The sequence below is a fragment of the Streptomyces sp. BF23-19 genome (assembly GCF_041106355.1).
GTDB classification, from domain to species: Bacteria; Actinomycetota; Actinomycetes; order Streptomycetales; family Streptomycetaceae; genus Streptomyces; species Streptomyces virginiae_A.
On the sequence record NZ_JBGBPT010000139.1, the window covers coordinates 1 to 14,272 of the forward strand.

General features: G+C 71.9%; 14 protein-coding genes and 2 pseudogenes. 7 read left to right on the plus strand and 9 right to left on the minus strand.

Annotation, left to right across the window (positions count from 1 at the left end; all coding sequences use genetic code 11):
- Window positions 1-39: 39 nt before the first annotated feature.
- Genes AB8A24_RS41390 through AB8A24_RS41410 form a run of 5 tightly spaced genes read right to left on the minus strand, consistent with a single transcriptional unit; the run spans window position 40 to window position 4,496 of the window.
- A complete protein-coding gene (locus tag AB8A24_RS41390; RefSeq protein ID WP_369479078.1) occupies window positions 40-975 on the minus strand; it encodes a tyrosine-protein phosphatase in 936 nt (311 codons plus the stop codon).
- Window positions 976-1,005: 30 nt separating this feature from the next.
- Complete coding sequence (locus AB8A24_RS41395) at window positions 1,006-2,115, minus strand: NAD(P)H-dependent flavin oxidoreductase (RefSeq protein ID WP_369479081.1); 1,110 nt, start codon at window positions 2,113-2,115, stop codon at window positions 1,006-1,008.
- A 22-nt stretch (window positions 2,116-2,137) separates the two neighbouring features.
- A complete protein-coding gene (locus tag AB8A24_RS41400) occupies window positions 2,138-2,893 on the minus strand; it encodes a CoA-transferase (RefSeq protein ID WP_328963740.1) in 756 nt (251 codons plus the stop codon).
- A complete protein-coding gene (locus AB8A24_RS41405; RefSeq protein WP_328966026.1) occupies window positions 2,890-3,726 on the minus strand; it encodes a CoA-transferase in 837 nt (278 codons plus the stop codon). The genes AB8A24_RS41400 and AB8A24_RS41405 overlap by 4 nt, the downstream gene beginning before the upstream one ends.
- Window positions 3,727-3,746: 20 nt before the next feature.
- Window positions 3,747-4,496 (minus strand): enoyl-CoA hydratase family protein, encoded by a 750-nt coding sequence (locus AB8A24_RS41410; RefSeq protein ID WP_328963741.1) that lies wholly within the window; start codon window positions 4,494-4,496, stop codon window positions 3,747-3,749.
- A 56-nt stretch (window positions 4,497-4,552) separates the two neighbouring features.
- Between AB8A24_RS41410 and AB8A24_RS41415 the strand changes: the two genes are divergently transcribed.
- From AB8A24_RS41415 to AB8A24_RS41425, 3 genes are all read left to right on the plus strand, one after another.
- Window positions 4,553-5,317 carry an SDR family oxidoreductase gene (locus AB8A24_RS41415; RefSeq protein WP_266390408.1) on the plus strand — a complete coding sequence of 255 codons (765 nt, stop codon included), beginning with the start codon at window positions 4,553-4,555 and terminating at the stop codon, window positions 5,315-5,317.
- Between the two features lies 1 nt (window position 5,318).
- On the plus strand, window positions 5,319-6,230 hold the full coding sequence (locus AB8A24_RS41420; RefSeq protein ID WP_328963743.1) for an SDR family oxidoreductase: 912 nt from the start codon (window positions 5,319-5,321) through the stop codon (window positions 6,228-6,230).
- Between the two features lie 71 nt (window positions 6,231-6,301).
- Window positions 6,302-6,739, plus strand: coding sequence for a VOC family protein (locus AB8A24_RS41425; RefSeq protein WP_266390400.1), 438 nt, complete (start codon window positions 6,302-6,304; stop codon window positions 6,737-6,739).
- A gap of 377 nt (window positions 6,740-7,116) precedes the next feature.
- Here the strand turns inward: AB8A24_RS41425 and AB8A24_RS41430 are convergent, their stop codons facing one another.
- Window positions 7,117-7,815, minus strand: coding sequence for an HAD family acid phosphatase (locus AB8A24_RS41430; RefSeq protein ID WP_328963744.1), 699 nt, complete (start codon window positions 7,813-7,815; stop codon window positions 7,117-7,119).
- A 112-nt stretch (window positions 7,816-7,927) separates the two neighbouring features.
- Window positions 7,928-8,835: pseudogene (locus tag AB8A24_RS41435) on the minus strand (hypothetical protein).
- A 155-nt stretch (window positions 8,836-8,990) separates the two neighbouring features.
- On the opposite strand from AB8A24_RS41435, the gene AB8A24_RS41440 reads away from it, so the two are divergent.
- Window positions 8,991-9,764, plus strand: coding sequence for a serine protease (locus AB8A24_RS41440; protein ID WP_328963746.1), 774 nt, complete (start codon window positions 8,991-8,993; stop codon window positions 9,762-9,764).
- A gap of 106 nt (window positions 9,765-9,870) precedes the next feature.
- Window positions 9,871-10,203, plus strand: a pseudogene (locus tag AB8A24_RS41445) (response regulator transcription factor); the annotation flags it as partial.
- A gap of 35 nt (window positions 10,204-10,238) precedes the next feature.
- Here AB8A24_RS41445 and AB8A24_RS41450 read toward each other — a convergent pair.
- Window positions 10,239-10,577 (minus strand): transcriptional regulator, encoded by a 339-nt coding sequence (locus AB8A24_RS41450; RefSeq protein WP_328963747.1) that lies wholly within the window; start codon window positions 10,575-10,577, stop codon window positions 10,239-10,241.
- A complete protein-coding gene (locus AB8A24_RS41455) occupies window positions 10,574-10,993 on the minus strand; it encodes a hypothetical protein (protein WP_328963748.1) in 420 nt (139 codons plus the stop codon). The genes AB8A24_RS41450 and AB8A24_RS41455 overlap by 4 nt, the downstream gene beginning before the upstream one ends.
- Window positions 10,994-11,139: 146 nt before the next feature.
- Between AB8A24_RS41455 and AB8A24_RS41460 the strand changes: the two genes are divergently transcribed.
- Window positions 11,140-11,496, plus strand: coding sequence for a chorismate mutase (locus AB8A24_RS41460; protein WP_369479079.1), 357 nt, complete (start codon window positions 11,140-11,142; stop codon window positions 11,494-11,496).
- 41 nt (window positions 11,497-11,537) lie between these two features.
- A complete protein-coding gene (gene pepN, locus AB8A24_RS41465; RefSeq protein ID WP_369479080.1) occupies window positions 11,538-14,078 on the plus strand; it encodes an aminopeptidase N in 2,541 nt (846 codons plus the stop codon).
- Window positions 14,079-14,272: the final 194 nt, after the last annotated feature.

A 14,272-nucleotide genomic window follows, 5' to 3' on the forward strand; every position in this document is an offset into this window, starting at 1 on the left:
GGGCGGCGCGCGAAGCGCCGCCCGGCGTCGTGCTGTCCGCTACCGGACCATCCGGTCCTGCAGCTTCGCGAGCGTCCACAGGTCCAGGCCGAGGCCCTGCGTCAGATAGCCGTAGAAGCTGCCGTAGTCGGCCTCCAACTGCGCCGTCGCCGAGTCCAGGTAGTCCTGACGGACCTCCTGGAGCGGGATCAGCAGGTCCGGGTTCTGCATCCGGCCCGACTGCTTGAGACCCGCCCGCACCTGGGCGTCGTAGCCGGCGCGGAAGGTGTTCGACGCCAGGTAGTCGCGCTCCGCGGTGTCCTCGGGGACGGCGAGGGCGCGCAGCAGGACGTAACTCATCCAGCCGGTCCGGTCCTTGCCGGACGTGCAGTGGTACAGGACCGGGCCCTGCCGGCCGTCGGCGATCTCCCGCAGGGTCGCCGCGAACTGCGCCCGGTTCTCGGGGCTGCTCACGAAGGTGCGGTAGATGTCGCGCATGTAGGCCTCGGCGCGGCCGCCGCCGAGCATCTGCTCCTGGACGACGGGATCGCCGCTGCCGATCGCGCCGACGAGGGTTCCGTAGAGGCCGAGGTCGCTGACGGGGCGCGAGGTGGGGGAGAGCCCAGCGGGCAGCCGGTCGGCGCCGTCGTACTGGAGCTCCATCGGAATGCGGAAATCGACGACCTTCTTGAGGCCGAGACCGGCGACGGTGGTGACGTCCGCTGCGGTCAGCTTGCTCAGTGCGTCGGAGCGGTAGACCAGTCCCTGGCGGACCTGACCGCCGGTCCAGGTGCGGTAGCCGCCGATGTCCCGGAGGTTGACGGCGCCCTGGAGGGGAATCTGGCGAATCGTTTCGGCTTGCAGCTGGTGCTGCTGGTGCCGGGCGCTGACCCCGGCTCCGGGCGCCGCCGCCGCGTACGCGGAGGCGGGCAGGGTCCCGATGGCGAGAGCGGCGGCGGGCGCCGCGATCGCCAGGCGGATGCGGGCACGGCTCATAGGGGCGACTCCTGTGACGGAGAAGGGGGATCACCCTGGTGGTGGCAGGGTGCGGAGCGAGTGCGGTGCTTCGAGCGAGGTGAGCGAGGTGAGGGCTTCGAGTGATTCGAGGACCTGTTGTGCTTCGGCCATGACGCGGGAGACGAGCTCCGCACAGGACGGAAGATCGTCGATCACCCCCGCGACCTGGCCCGATGCCATGACGCCGAGGTCCGTACGGCCCTCGACCATGGACGCCTTGAGGAGCATCGGGGTGTTCGCGGCGAGCAGGACCTGGCTCCAGGACAGGTCCTTGCCGTGTTTCATCGCGAGGCCGTCGCGGACCATCTGCGACCAGCTCAGGCCGGACAGCTTCCGGAAGCCGGCCGCGTGCCGCACCGCCCGGACCAGCGCCCGGGTGCGGCCCGCCCGCTCCAGCGAGTCGACCAGCTCCGTACGGAGCATGCGGTGCGGCAGCCCGTCGACGGCCGTGGTGACGGTGACGTCCTTGACCGTGGCCTTCAGGTACTCGGCCTTCACGGCGTCCGGGACGGTCGAGTCCGAGGTCAGCAGGAACCGGGTGCCCATGGCGATGCCCGCGGCCCCGTACGACAGGGCCGCGACCAGGCCGCGCCCGTCGCTGAAGCCGCCCGCCGCGATCACCGGGATGTCCACGGCGTCCACGACCTGCGGCAGCAGCACCGTCGTGGCCACGTCCCCCGTGTGACCGCCGCCCTCGCCGCCCTGCACGATCACCGCGTCGGCCCCCCAGGCGGCCACCTTCTCGGCGTGCCGCCGGGCCCCGATCGACGGGATGACGACCACGCCCGCGTCCTTGAGCCGCCCGATCAGCTCCTTGGAGGGCGCCAGCGCGAACGAGGCGACCCGCACCCCCTCGTCGATGATCAGCTGGGCGCGCTCGGCCGCGTCCCCCGCGTCCGCCCGCAGATTGACCCCGAAGGGCGTCCCGTCCGGGATACGGCACTTCACCTCGCGGACCGCCGAACGCAGCTGGTCCAGGGTCATCGTGGCCGAGGCCAGGATGCCCAGCGCCCCCGCCTCGGCCGCGCCCGACACCAGCCGGGGCCCGGCGACCCAGCCCATGCCCGTCTGCACGAGGGGGTGCTCGACCCCGACCAGCTCGGTGAACGCCGTCCGCATCGTCATCGTCCTCCCCATCGCCTCAGACCCGCACTTCGCTCTCGCGTAGCCCCTCGGGGTCGATCACCTCGCGGATCAGCCGCAGCTCCTCGGCGGTCGGCTCGCGGGTGAACGGGACCTCGCCGGTGACCGCCGGCTCGAAGCCGGTCGCCGCCAGGACGTCTTCGACGGTGACGCCCGGATGCACGGAGGCCAGGCGCATCGAGTGACCGGGCCCGGTGAAGTCGAAGACCCCGAGATCGCTGACCACCCGGGGCAGCCGGTGGAAGCGGGTCACCCCGGCCGCCTCCGCGCGGTCGTAGCCGACCCCGCTGACCATGTCGACGCGCTCGACGAACACCCGCTTCGAGTGCTTGGGCACCCAGTAACTCACCGGGTTGTTCAGTGTGTTCACGGGCGCGCCGCGCACCCCGAGGAGCTGGCGCGCCGGCCGCTCCCAGTCGCCGATGCAGGAGATGTTCTGGTTGCCGAACCGGTCGATCTGACTGGCCCCCATCATCACGTGCCGCCGGCCGCCGGTGACCATGGTCAGGTGGCGCCGGTACGGGAGCCAGCCCTCGGCCGTGCCGTCCAGCCCGACGAGCGTCGCCTCGCCGTCGGTCAGCAGCAGGTCGGGGGAGAAGGTCCGCTTCGCGAGCCGGGCCCCGAAGGAGGGGATCAGGCCCATCGGACTGGCCAACACCTCGCCGTTGTCGCGCCAGGCCTCGGCGCAGGCGATCACGCAGTACTCGGCGCGGGAGACGGTGCGGGGGGCGGTGGTGGTGTCGGTGGTCGTCACTGCTGCTCCTCGTGCCAGGTCCGGACGGCCAGTTGGTAGTCGTGCTCGCTCGCCCCGGACAGGAATCGGGCCGAGAACTCGTCCCAGGGGGTGGTCGCGTACAGCTTCTGGAAGGCCTCGTCGCGGTCGTGGTCGGGGACGCAGGAGGTGAAGTGCGCTCCGTTCGGGGTCTCCACGACCCCGGTCACGGAGTGCCGGCTGACGAGGAGGGACTGCGGGGGGCCGGACTTGGCGAGCTCGGCGGTCTCGACGAGCTGTTCGCAGGAGACGTAGGCGGCGTCGGCGGCCTCGCAGAACAGGTCGTCGAAGTACGGGTCCGGGCCCAGGTACTGGGCGTTGCCGAGGCGGTCGGCGCGGTTGAGGTGGACCAGGGCGGCGTCCATGCGCAGGGCCGGGACGGCGACGAGCTCCTCGCCGTCGTCGTAGGGGGAGGTGACCGTACGCAGCTCCGGGTTGACCCGCATCACGTCGGACCCGAGGCCGGCCCGGACCGGGAGGAAGGGGAGCCGGTTGGCGGCGGCGTGCAGGCCCCACATGAACATGGCCTCGTCGAGCTCGGTGAGGGTGAAGGCGGCGCGCTCGCGGGCGGCCCGGAAGTGGGGCTCCAGCGGGATCGAGTCGAGGGTGGCGAAGGGGGCCACCAGCCTGCGGATGCGGCCGGCGGCGGCCAACAGGCCGACGTCGGGGCCGCCGTAGGAGATCACGGTCAGATCGGTGATCTCGGAGCGGAGCAGCGCTCGCACCAGGGCCATGGGCTTGCGCCGGGACCCCCAGCCGCCGATGCCGAGGGTCATTCCGCTGTGCAGCTGCCCGACCACCTCTTCGGGGGTCATCACCTTGTCCGTCCTGCCGCTCACGCGCTCTCTCCCTTCCCGAAGGTGTCGCGGACCCGGTCGGCCACCCCGCTGAGGTTGGCCTCGAAGGTGAAGCCCTGCTCGAAGCGGTAGCTGCGGCGCACGTCCACGGGGTCGATCCCGTTGATGGCCGCCTTCGCCAGCCGGATCAGGTAGCCGTCCTTCTTCGCTATCTCGGCGGCCAGCTCCAGGGCGGCCGCGCGCAGCTCCGCGCGCGGCACCACCCGCCAGACCGAGCCGTGGGCGTGCAGCTCGGCGGCGGTCGCGGTGCGCGAGGTGTAGTACAGCGCGCGCATCAGGTGCTGCGGGACCAGCCGGGCCAGGTGGGTGGCGGCGCCGAGCGCGCCCCGGTCCAGCTCGGGCAGCCCGAAGGTGGCGTCCTCGGAGGCGACGATCGCGTCGGCGTTCCCGACGAGCCCGATGCCGCCGCCCAGGCAGAACCCGTTCACGGCCGCCACGACCGGCACCTCGCACTCGTAGACGGCGGCGAAGGCCTCGTAGCAGCCCCGGTTGGCGCCGACGAGGGCGGTGTGTCCGGTGTCGCGCTGCATCTCCTTGATGTCGACGCCGGCGTTGAAGCCGCGGCCCTCGGCGGCGAGGACGACGCATCGGATCTCGGGGTCGCGGCCGGCCGCCCGCAGGGCGTCGGCGAGGTCGTACCAGCCCTGCACCGGGAGCGCGTTGACGGGCGGGAAGTCGACTGTGACGAGTGCGATGCCCTTGTCGGGGCTTGAGGTGGAGACACCCATGAGCGGATCAGCTACCTTTCCACCAAACATTTGTTAGGTGAGGAAGGTAGCAGCCTATGGAGCTCGACGGGAGGGTTGTCGTCGTCACCGGAGGAACCCGGGGCGTCGGCGCCGGAATCGCCCGGTCGTTCCTCGCGGCCGGCGCGGACGTGGTCGTCTGCGCCCGACGGCCCCCGGAGGAGACGGTGTCGGCGGACGGCCGGAAGGCCACCTTCACCCCGGTCGACCTACGCGACCCGGCCGCCGTCCAGGACTTCTTCGGCGCGGTCGCGAACCGGTACGGACGACTCGACTGCCTGGTCAACAACGCGGGCGGCACCCCGTACCGGCTGCTGGGCGAGGGCGAGGCGCAGCGCCACGCACGGGTCGTCGAACTCAACCTGCTCGCCCCGCTGACCGCCTCCCTCGCCGCCCACCCCTGGCTGCGCGAGGCCCGGGGCTCGGTGGTCATGATCGGCAGCGTCAGCGGGACCCGCCCCTCACCCGGGACGGCCGCGTACGGCGCCGCCAAGGCGGGGCTGGAGAACCTGGCTCGGTCCATGGCCGTCGAATGGGCCCCCGAAGTACGGGTCAACTCGGTGGTCCTCGGCATGGTGCGGACGGAACTGTCCCACCTGCACTACGGCGACGAGGCCGGCATCGCGTCGGTCGGCGCCACCGTCCCGCTGGGGCGCCTGGCCGAACCCTCGGACGTAGGGGAGGCGGCGGTGTTCCTGGCCTCGGACCGGGCGGCGTACGTGAGCGGGGCGAGCCTGCTCGTGCACGGGGGCGGCGAGCGCCCGGCGTTCTTGGATGCGGCAACTGTCAACAAGGAGAACTGAGATGGCGGGACTGTGCGAAGGCCGGGTCGTGATCGTGACGGGCGCGGGGCGGGGGCTGGGGCGCGCCCATGCCCTGGCCTTCGCGGCGGAGGGGGCGAAAGTCGTCGTGAACGACCTCGGGGTCGGGCTCGACGGGCTGCCGGGGCCTGACAGCCCGGCCGCTCAGGTGGTCGCCGAGATCGAGGAGCTGGGCGGGCAGGCCCTCGCGCACGGCGGCGACATCGCCACCACGAAGGGCGCGGCCTCGCTGGTGGCGGCGGCCGTGGACGGCTTCGGCCGCCTCGACACCCTCGTCAACAACGCGGGCTTCCTGCGGGACCGGATGCTGGTCAATCTCGACGAGGACGACTGGGACGCCGTCATGCGGGTCCACCTGAAGGGCCACTTCCTGCCGCTGCGGGCGGCGGCCGCATGGTGGCGGGCGGAGGCGAAGGCGGGCCGGCCGGTCGCGGCCCGGGCGGTCAACACCTCCTCCGGGGCCGGCCTGCTGGGCTCCGTCGGCCAGGGCAACTACAGCGCGGCCAAGGCCGGGATCCTCGGCCTCACAGTGGTCGCGGCGCAGGAGATGGGCCCGTACGGGGTCCAGGTCAACGCGATCGCCCCGGCGGCCCGGACCCGGATGACGGAGCGGACCTTCGCCGAGACCATGGCCGCCCCCGAGGCGGGCGGCTTCGACGCGATGGCCCCCGAGAACGTCTCCCCGCTGGTGGTGTGGCTGGGTGCGGACGCCTCCGCGGGGGTCACGGGCCGGGTCTTCGAGGCGGAGGGCGGCCGGATCACGGTGATGGAGGGCTGGCGGCCGGGCCCCACGGCGGACCGGGGCGGGCGCTGGACCCCGGCGGAGGCGGGGGAGGCCACCCTGAAACTCCTCGCGGCGGCGCAGGCACCGCTGCCGGTCTACGGGGCGCGGTAGCCCTAGGGTTTCTGGTCCCGGTGCTCCGGGAGCACCGGGGCACCTGAGAGCGAGAGGGACAGGACCCAGAGATGGCCATCACGCCGAGCCCGCAGAAGATCACCACGTTTCTGATGTTCGAGGGGCGGGCGGAGGAGGCGATGACCTTCTACCTCTCGCTGTTCGACGACGCCGAGGTGCTGGGCATCAGCCGCTACGGCGCCGACGACGCCGGGGGCGGCGAGGAGGGGAAGGTGCGCCACGCCTCCTTCTCCCTGGCCGGGCAGACGCTGATGTGCATCGACAGCTCGGTCAAGCACGAGTTCGGTTTCACGCCCGCCGTCTCGCTCTACGTCCAGTGCGACAGCGCGGCCGAGATCGAGCGCCTCTACGGAGCCCTCGCCGAGCAGGGCACGGAGCTGATGCCGCTGGGCTCGTACGGGTTCAGTGCCCGGTTCGGCTGGGTGAACGACCGCTTCGGCGTCTCCTGGCAGCTGAACCTGCTGGACGAGGCGGGCGCCGAGGACTGAACACGGTCGTCGAGTGCGAGGTGCGGCCGTTCCGCAACGAGGCTCCGGACGAGGCGGACCTGACCGAGGGCCACATCCTGGCCTGCCAGGCGCTGCGGCTCGGCGCCGACCGGGTGCGCATCACCTGCAAGGGCTGAAAACGGCGCGGCACGGAAGCGGGCCCGGCCCCCTGGCGAGGGGTCGGGCCCGAGTCTTCATCGGTGCGATGTCCTATGACTACCCGCTACACCCACTCGCTGAACCGCAACCAGCCCATCATGTTGTCCATTTCCCGCTCCGAGACCGCCGACCGGCCCGGTCGGCAGCGGACTTCGGGCGCGGGAACAGGTTCTACGGCCGCGTCGGGGCGGCGGGCTCGCACCGCCCGCCGCCCTCGGTCAGGAGAGCTTGCCGTTGTAGTCCGGCAGCTTCACGGTGCGCTCCGCGTGACCGCCGACGAGGTCGGTCGGGCTGTTGCCGATGTTGGCGATGATCGTGTAGCCGCGCGCCTCGATCTCCGCCCGCTTGCTCGTCTTGTAGGCGCTGACCTCGTCGAACAGGTCGGGCAGGTCACGCACGTAGAGCCCCGAGACCGGGTAGCCCACGGCCTTGAGGTTGTGCTCGGTGAGGGACTGGATGATCCCGGGGCGGGCGGTGACGAAGAAGATCGCGACACCGCGCGCGTGCGCGTACTGGGTCAGCGCGCGGACCTTGCTGATCGCGGGGGTCGGGAAGGTCCAGAACCAGTGGAAGTCCGTCTCCAGCGAGGTGTTGTCGATGTCCAGGACGAGGGCGGGCTTCTCCCCGGCGGGCGAGGCGGCGATGCGCGCCTCGATGGCGGGCCGGGCCGCGTCGATCACGGCGGCGACGTCCCGCTGCCAGGTGGCGTAGTCGATGCCGAGGATCGCGGCGTTGCCGCCGGGCGCGGAGGCGGCCGGGGCGGCGGACGGCGCGGACACGGGCGCGGACACGGGCGCCGGCGCCGGGACGGGCGCGGCCTGGGCGGCGGTGGCCGGAACCAGCGTCAGAACGGCGGCGGCCGCGGCCACGCCGACGGCGGCGGTACGGGGCATACGGGTGCGGCGGGTGCTGCGCATGGGGGGCGCTCCTCGGTCACGGGATTGGCATGTACGTGACCAGAGTTGGCGAGAACCGACCCCCTGTCTACTGGCCGGTAGGAAACTTTTCGTGGCCGCGTGATGAATGGATCTACGTGGTGCAGTCGAGGACGGTGCCGCACAGCCCGCACCGGGCCCGCAGCCGCCCACACACCGGCACCCGTAGTCGCTGCGCGCACACCGGACAGGGGAAGCTCACCCGCAACCCGGCGCCGCTCCCGTCCTGTTCGAAGCGGTACGCCGAGCCGTCGGCGGGACCCGCCCCCGCCTCCGCCTCCGCGCGCCGCGCCTTCGCGTACCGCCGCCGCGCCAGTGACCCGGCGGCCGTCAGCGGGGCCCGGCGGTGGTCGCGCTCGGCCGCTGCGCGCCCACGCACGTAGGCCTCGTACGCCTGGGGGCTGGTGAACCGGATGGCCGGATCCTCGCCGAACAGGGCGGCGCGCTTGGCCAGGACGTAGCCGAACTCCTCCGGCGTGAGATAGCCGAACCGCTGGTGGGTCAGCGCGTCCTCGCGGTAGGCGTCCAGGAGCAGCCGGCCCACCCCCAGATATGCGGCGGCGGTGTCGGTGAGGATCTCGTTCTCGGCGGTCCCCGGGAAGCGCAGGTCCAGTCGGTGCAGCAGGACGTGGGTCACCTCGTGCGCGAGGGCGGCCGCCAGGTCCCGGCGGTGGATGCGGAAACGGTCGTTGACCTCGACGAAGTACTCCGGACCCGCGGCGAGCTCCACGGTGGCGGCCTGCTCCATCTCCCGGAAGGAGACCACCATGCGCGCGTCGGGCAGCCGTAGCGCCCGCACCGTCGCGGCGGCCACCCGCTGCGCACCCAGGTGGAGGTCGTCGCCGGCGTCGAAGGCGGCGTCCGCGGGGGCGAAGCTCTGTCGTAGGCGCGGATCCCGTCGGCCGACAGTCGGCGGAAGAGCGCGGTGATCGAGGCGCGCACGGTCGCCAGGTGCGGAAATCCGTGCTCGATAGGCCCGTTCCGCCTCCGGTTCTGCGTCATCGAGCCCTCCTTACCGCAATCCCTGCCGCTGGGGCGGGAGTTGGCCGAAATTGCCTTCTTGATGTCCGCCGCACGCCTGTTGTGTCATGGACCCGTCATTCACCCGATGACGCGCACGCACAGCCCAACCCCCCACGAAAGGCAGTGTGTTGACTGTGACCACCCTTGTGCAGTTGATGAAGCGCACCCTCGCCGTCGGCGCCGTCGCCCTCGCCGCCGTCAGCCTCCAGCCCGGCACCGCCAGCGCCGGCCCGGCACCCGTCGTCGGCGGCACCCGCGCCGCGCAGGGCGAGTTCCCCTTCATGGTGCGCCTCTCCATGGGCTGCGGCGGCGCCCTCTACACCCAGCAGATCGTCCTCACCGCCGCCCACTGTGTGAGCGGCTCCGGCAACAACACCTCCATCACCGCCACCGCCGGAGTCGTCGACCTCAACAGCTCCAGCGCCATCAAGGTCAAGTCCACCAAGGTCCTCCAGGCCCCCGGCTACAACGGCAAGGGCAAGGACTGGGCCCTCATCAAGCTCGCCAAGCCCATCAACCTCCCCACCCTCAAGATCGCCGACACCAAGGCCTACGACAGCGGCACCTTCACCGTCGCCGGCTGGGGCGCCACCCGCGAGGGCGGCGGCCAGCAGCGCTACCTGATGAAGGCCACCGTGCCCTTCGTGTCCGACGCCGGCTGCCAGGCCTCCTACGGCAGCGACCTCGTCCCGAGCGAGGAGATCTGCGCCGGCCTGCCCCAGGGCGGCGTCGACACCTGTCAGGGCGACTCCGGCGGCCCCATGTTCCGCCGCGACAACAACAACGCCTGGATCCAGGTCGGCATAGTCAGCTGGGGCGAAGGCTGCGCCCGGCCGAACTACCCCGGCGTCTACACCGAGGTCTCCACCTTCGCCGCCGCGATCAAGAGCGCCGCGGCCGGCATGTAGCTTCCCCCGCTCGTCCCCCTCGCCCTTCCGACCGGTCACGCACCGGCCGGAAGGGCGAGACCCTTCGCCGCGCGGTCGCGGGCACGACCCAGGGGGTGTCACCGAGCACCGCCCGGACGTCCCGCTCCTCGACATCCGCATGCCCGGACTCGACGTCCTCGAAGTCACCCGGCGCCTGTCCGGCACGCCCGACCCGCCGCACATCGTCATCGTCACCACCCTCGACCTGGGCCGTCTCTTCCGGATCGTGCCGGGCCCGGGTCGTCCGACACGATCCGAAAGAGACGGCCTGGGCGAGTACGTCCACGCGGCGCTCCACGGCGGAGCGTCCGGCTTCCTCCTGAAGGACGCCGGCCCGGCCATGCTGGTTGAAGCGGTCCGCGCGGCAGCCGTCGGCGACTGCCTCGTCCCACCCGCCATCACCGTCCGCCTGCTGCGGAAAACGGCCCGCACACCCCGGCCGCCCAGCACGGCCTAACCCAGCGCGATGGCCCGCAGTGCCGCCAGATGCCGCTGGTAGACCGCCCGGCCCTCGGTGGTCAGCGAGAGCCAGGTGCGCGGACGCCGCCCGACCCGGCCCTTGCGGACCTCCACCCAGCCGGCCTCCTCCAGCGCCGCGACCTGCTTGGACAGCACCGAGTCCGAGACCTCGACCAGGTCCCGTACGAAACCGAACTCGGCCTTGTCCAGCGGAGCCAACGCCGCCACCACCGACAGCCGTACGGGTGCGTTGAGCAGCGGCGCGAGATCGTGCCGCGGATGCCCGCCCCGCTTCGCCTCCGCCCCGCCCTCCACGATCGGCTCCTCCCTCATACCGCACCCCGCGTCTCGGTCCACGCGCCGACGGCCGGCGGCAGCGCACAGGCCGCTGCGGCCACCACGGCGAAGACCACGCCGCGGCCGAACGCCGAGGTGCCGAGCGTGATCGCCAGCGTGAACACCACCGCCCAGGACCCCACCAGCACCCCGTGCTTCACACCGAACCCCCGCCGCACCACGCGCTGCCGCGCCGCGTACGCACTCAGCCCGGTCACCAGCAGCGCGTTGGTCAGCGCGAACACCACCCCCGAGACCGGACCGCGCCACAGCACGGCGATCGGCACGAGCACCAGCTGCCCGGCCGCGAACGCCCACAGGTAGCGCGCGTACCAGCCACTGCGCTGCCGCGCCGCCCGCTCCAGACCGGCCGCCCGGCCCAACGCCCCGACCGCCTTCGCCGTCTCCTCCATGGGTCCCCCTCGCTCGCAAACGGATGATCTTCCCCGATCGATTTCCACTATGGCGAGTACTTTCCAATCTGGCAAGTAAAGCGTCGGCGTCTCACAGGCCGACTGCCGGAGGAACCGGCGGCCGCCGCCACGTATTCTCGGGAACCATGAACATCAGCGACCTCGACAACGGCACGGGCGCGGGCGCGGCCGACGACCCCGCGGGCATCGACGAGAGCGTCACCGCCGAACTCGCCCGCCTCCGCGACAGCATCGACAACATCGACGCCGCCGTCGTCCACATGCTCGCCGAACGCTTCAAGTGCACCCAGCAGGTCGGCCACCTCAAGGCCAGGCACCAACTGCCCCCCGCCGACCCGGGCCGCGAAGCCAGCCAGATCGCCCGCCTGCGCCAGCTCGCCGAGAACGCCAAACTCGACCCCGCCTTCGCCGAGAAGCTCCTCAACTTCATCATCGCCGAGGTCATCCGCCACCACGAGACGATCGCCGCGGGCGAAGAGTAAAGGGCAGGGGTCCGGCCGCCCACTGGGGCAGCATGGGCCCCATGTCCGCACTGACGCGCAACGAAGCGCAGCTCCGAGCCCAGCTCCTCGACGTCCAGCACTACGCCGTCACCCTCGACCTCACCGGCGACGACGACGAAACCTTCGACTCCACCACCGTCGTCCGGTTCACGGCCCGCACCGCCGCAGACACCTTCATCGAGCTGAAGCCCGTCGAGCTGCGCTCCGCCACCCTCGACGGCAACCCCCTCGACCCGGCCACCCTCGCCGACGACCGCCTCCCCCTCACCGGCCTCACCGAAGGCCCCCACGAACTGCACCTCGACACCCGGATGCGCTACTCCCGCACCGGCGAGGGCCTGCACCGCTTCACCGACCCCGCCGACGGGCAGACGTACGTCTACAGCCAGATGTTCATGGATGACGTCCAGCGGGTCTTCCCGGCCTTCGACCAGCCCGACCTCAAGGCCGTCTTCGAATTCACCGTCGCCGCCCCCGCCCACTGGACCGTCCTCGCCAACGGCATCACCACCCGCACCGCAGACGCCCCCGACGGCAGCGGCGCCGGCATCTGGCAGTCCGCCCCCACCCCCCTCATCTCCACCTACCTCGCCGCCGTCGCCGCCGGCCCCTGGCACAGCATCCGCACCGAACACGCCGGACTGCCCTTCGGCATCCACTGCCGCCAGTCCCTCGCACCCCACATGGACGTCGACGCCGAGGAAATCCTCTCCGTCACCAAGGCCTGCTTCGACCGGTACCAGGAGAAGTTCACCGAGCCCTACCCCTTCGACTCCTACGACCAGGCCTTCGTCCCCGAGTTCAACGCCGGCGCCATGGAGAACCCCGGACTCGTCACCTTCCGCGACGAGTTCATCTTCCGCTCCGCCGTCACCGACACCGAACGCCAGTCCCGCGCCATGGTCATCGCCCACGAGATGGCCCACATGTGGTTCGGCGACCTCGTCACCCTCGCCTGGTTCGACGACATCTGGCTCAACGAATCCTTCGCCGAATACATGGGCTACCAGACCCTCACCGAAGCCACCCGCTTCACCGACACCTGGACCGACTTCGGCGTCACCCGCAAGCCCTGGGGCTACGACGCCGACCAACGCCCCTCCACCCACCCCGTCGCCCCCACCCCCGACGACGTCCCCGACACCGCCTCCGCCCTCCTCAACTTCGACGGCATCTCCTACGCCAAGGGCGCCTCCGCCCTACGCCAACTCGTCGCCTGGCTCGGCGAGAAGGACTTCCTGGCCGGCATCAACACCCACTTCGCCCGCCACAAGTTCGCCAACGCCTCCCTCGCCGACTTCATCGACTCCCTCGCCGCCCACACCGAACGCGACGTCCGCGCCTGGGCCGACATCTGGCTGCGCACCACCGGCATCGACACCCTCACCCCGCGCGTCGAGGAATCCGAAGGCCGCCCCGACACCGCCGCCGGCTGGACCCTCGCCGTCGACCGCCGAGGCAGCCGCCCCCACCACATCGCCGTCGGCGTCTACGACCGCGACCCCGCCGACGACCGCTTCCTCGAACTGCGCGAGCTCCTCGACCTCGACGTCCCCTCCGACGAGATCATCTCGGTGACCGGAGCCCGCCCCGCCCTCCTCGTCCTCAACGACGTCGACCTCACCTACGCCAAGATCCGGCTCGACGAAACCTCCCTCGAAACGGTCCTGCGCAGCATCTCCGGCATCCCCGACGCCCTCACCCGCGCCGTCGTCTGGAACGCCCTGCGCGACATGGTCCGCGACGGCGAACTCGACCCCCACGCCTACCTGAACACCGCCTCCGCACACCTGCCCGAGGAGGACGACCTGGCCATCGTCCAAGGCGTCCTCGGCTTCGCCCGCACCCAGGTCGCCGTCCGCTACCTCGCCCCCGAACAGCAGCCCGGCGCGCTCGCCACCCTCACCACCATCGCCCGCGACCTGCTCCGGCGCACCGAGGACGGCTCCGAACCCGGCATGCGGCTGACCGCCGTACGCACCCTCGTCGACAGCGCCACCCAGCCCGACACCATCGCCGCCTGGCTCACCGACGACACCGTCCCCGGCGGCCCCGCCCTCGACCCCGAACTGCGCTGGCGCATCCTCGGCCGCCTCGCCGTCCTCGGCGCCGTCGGCGAGAGCGAGATCGACGCCGCCCTCACCGCCGACACCAGCGCCACCGGCCAGGAAGGCGCCGCCCGCTGCCGCGCCGCCCTCCCCACCCCCGAGGCCAAGGCGGCCGCCTGGGACCGCCTCTTCCACGACGACAGCCTGTCCAACTACCTCTTCAGCGCCACCGCCCAAGGCTTCTGGCAGCCCGAACAGGCCGAACTGCTCACGCCGTACGTCACCCGCTACTACCCCGAGGCCGTCGCCCTCGGCGCCCGCCGCGGCCCGGCCATCGGCGAAGCCGCCGGCCGCTGGGCGTTCCCCGCGTACGCCATCGACGAGTCCAACCTCCAGGCCGGCCACACCTCCCTCCAGAACCCGGACATCCTCCCCCTCCTGCGCCGCAAACTGGTCGACCAACTCGACGACCTCGCCCGCGCCCTCAAGGTCCGGTCCCGCACAAAGAACTGACGGAAAGCCGAAAACGGGGAGCCGGAAACCAGGAACGGCGCAACCGGGGAAGCCGGAGCCGGGGGAGCCAAGGCCGGGGCCGGGGACGGGGCGGGGTGTCGTCCGGGACGTAAAACGTGATTTGTTGGCGCGTCAACGGCCCGTACACGGCGACACAGCCGAGGCGCCATAAATCATGCAGTCCCGGACGACAC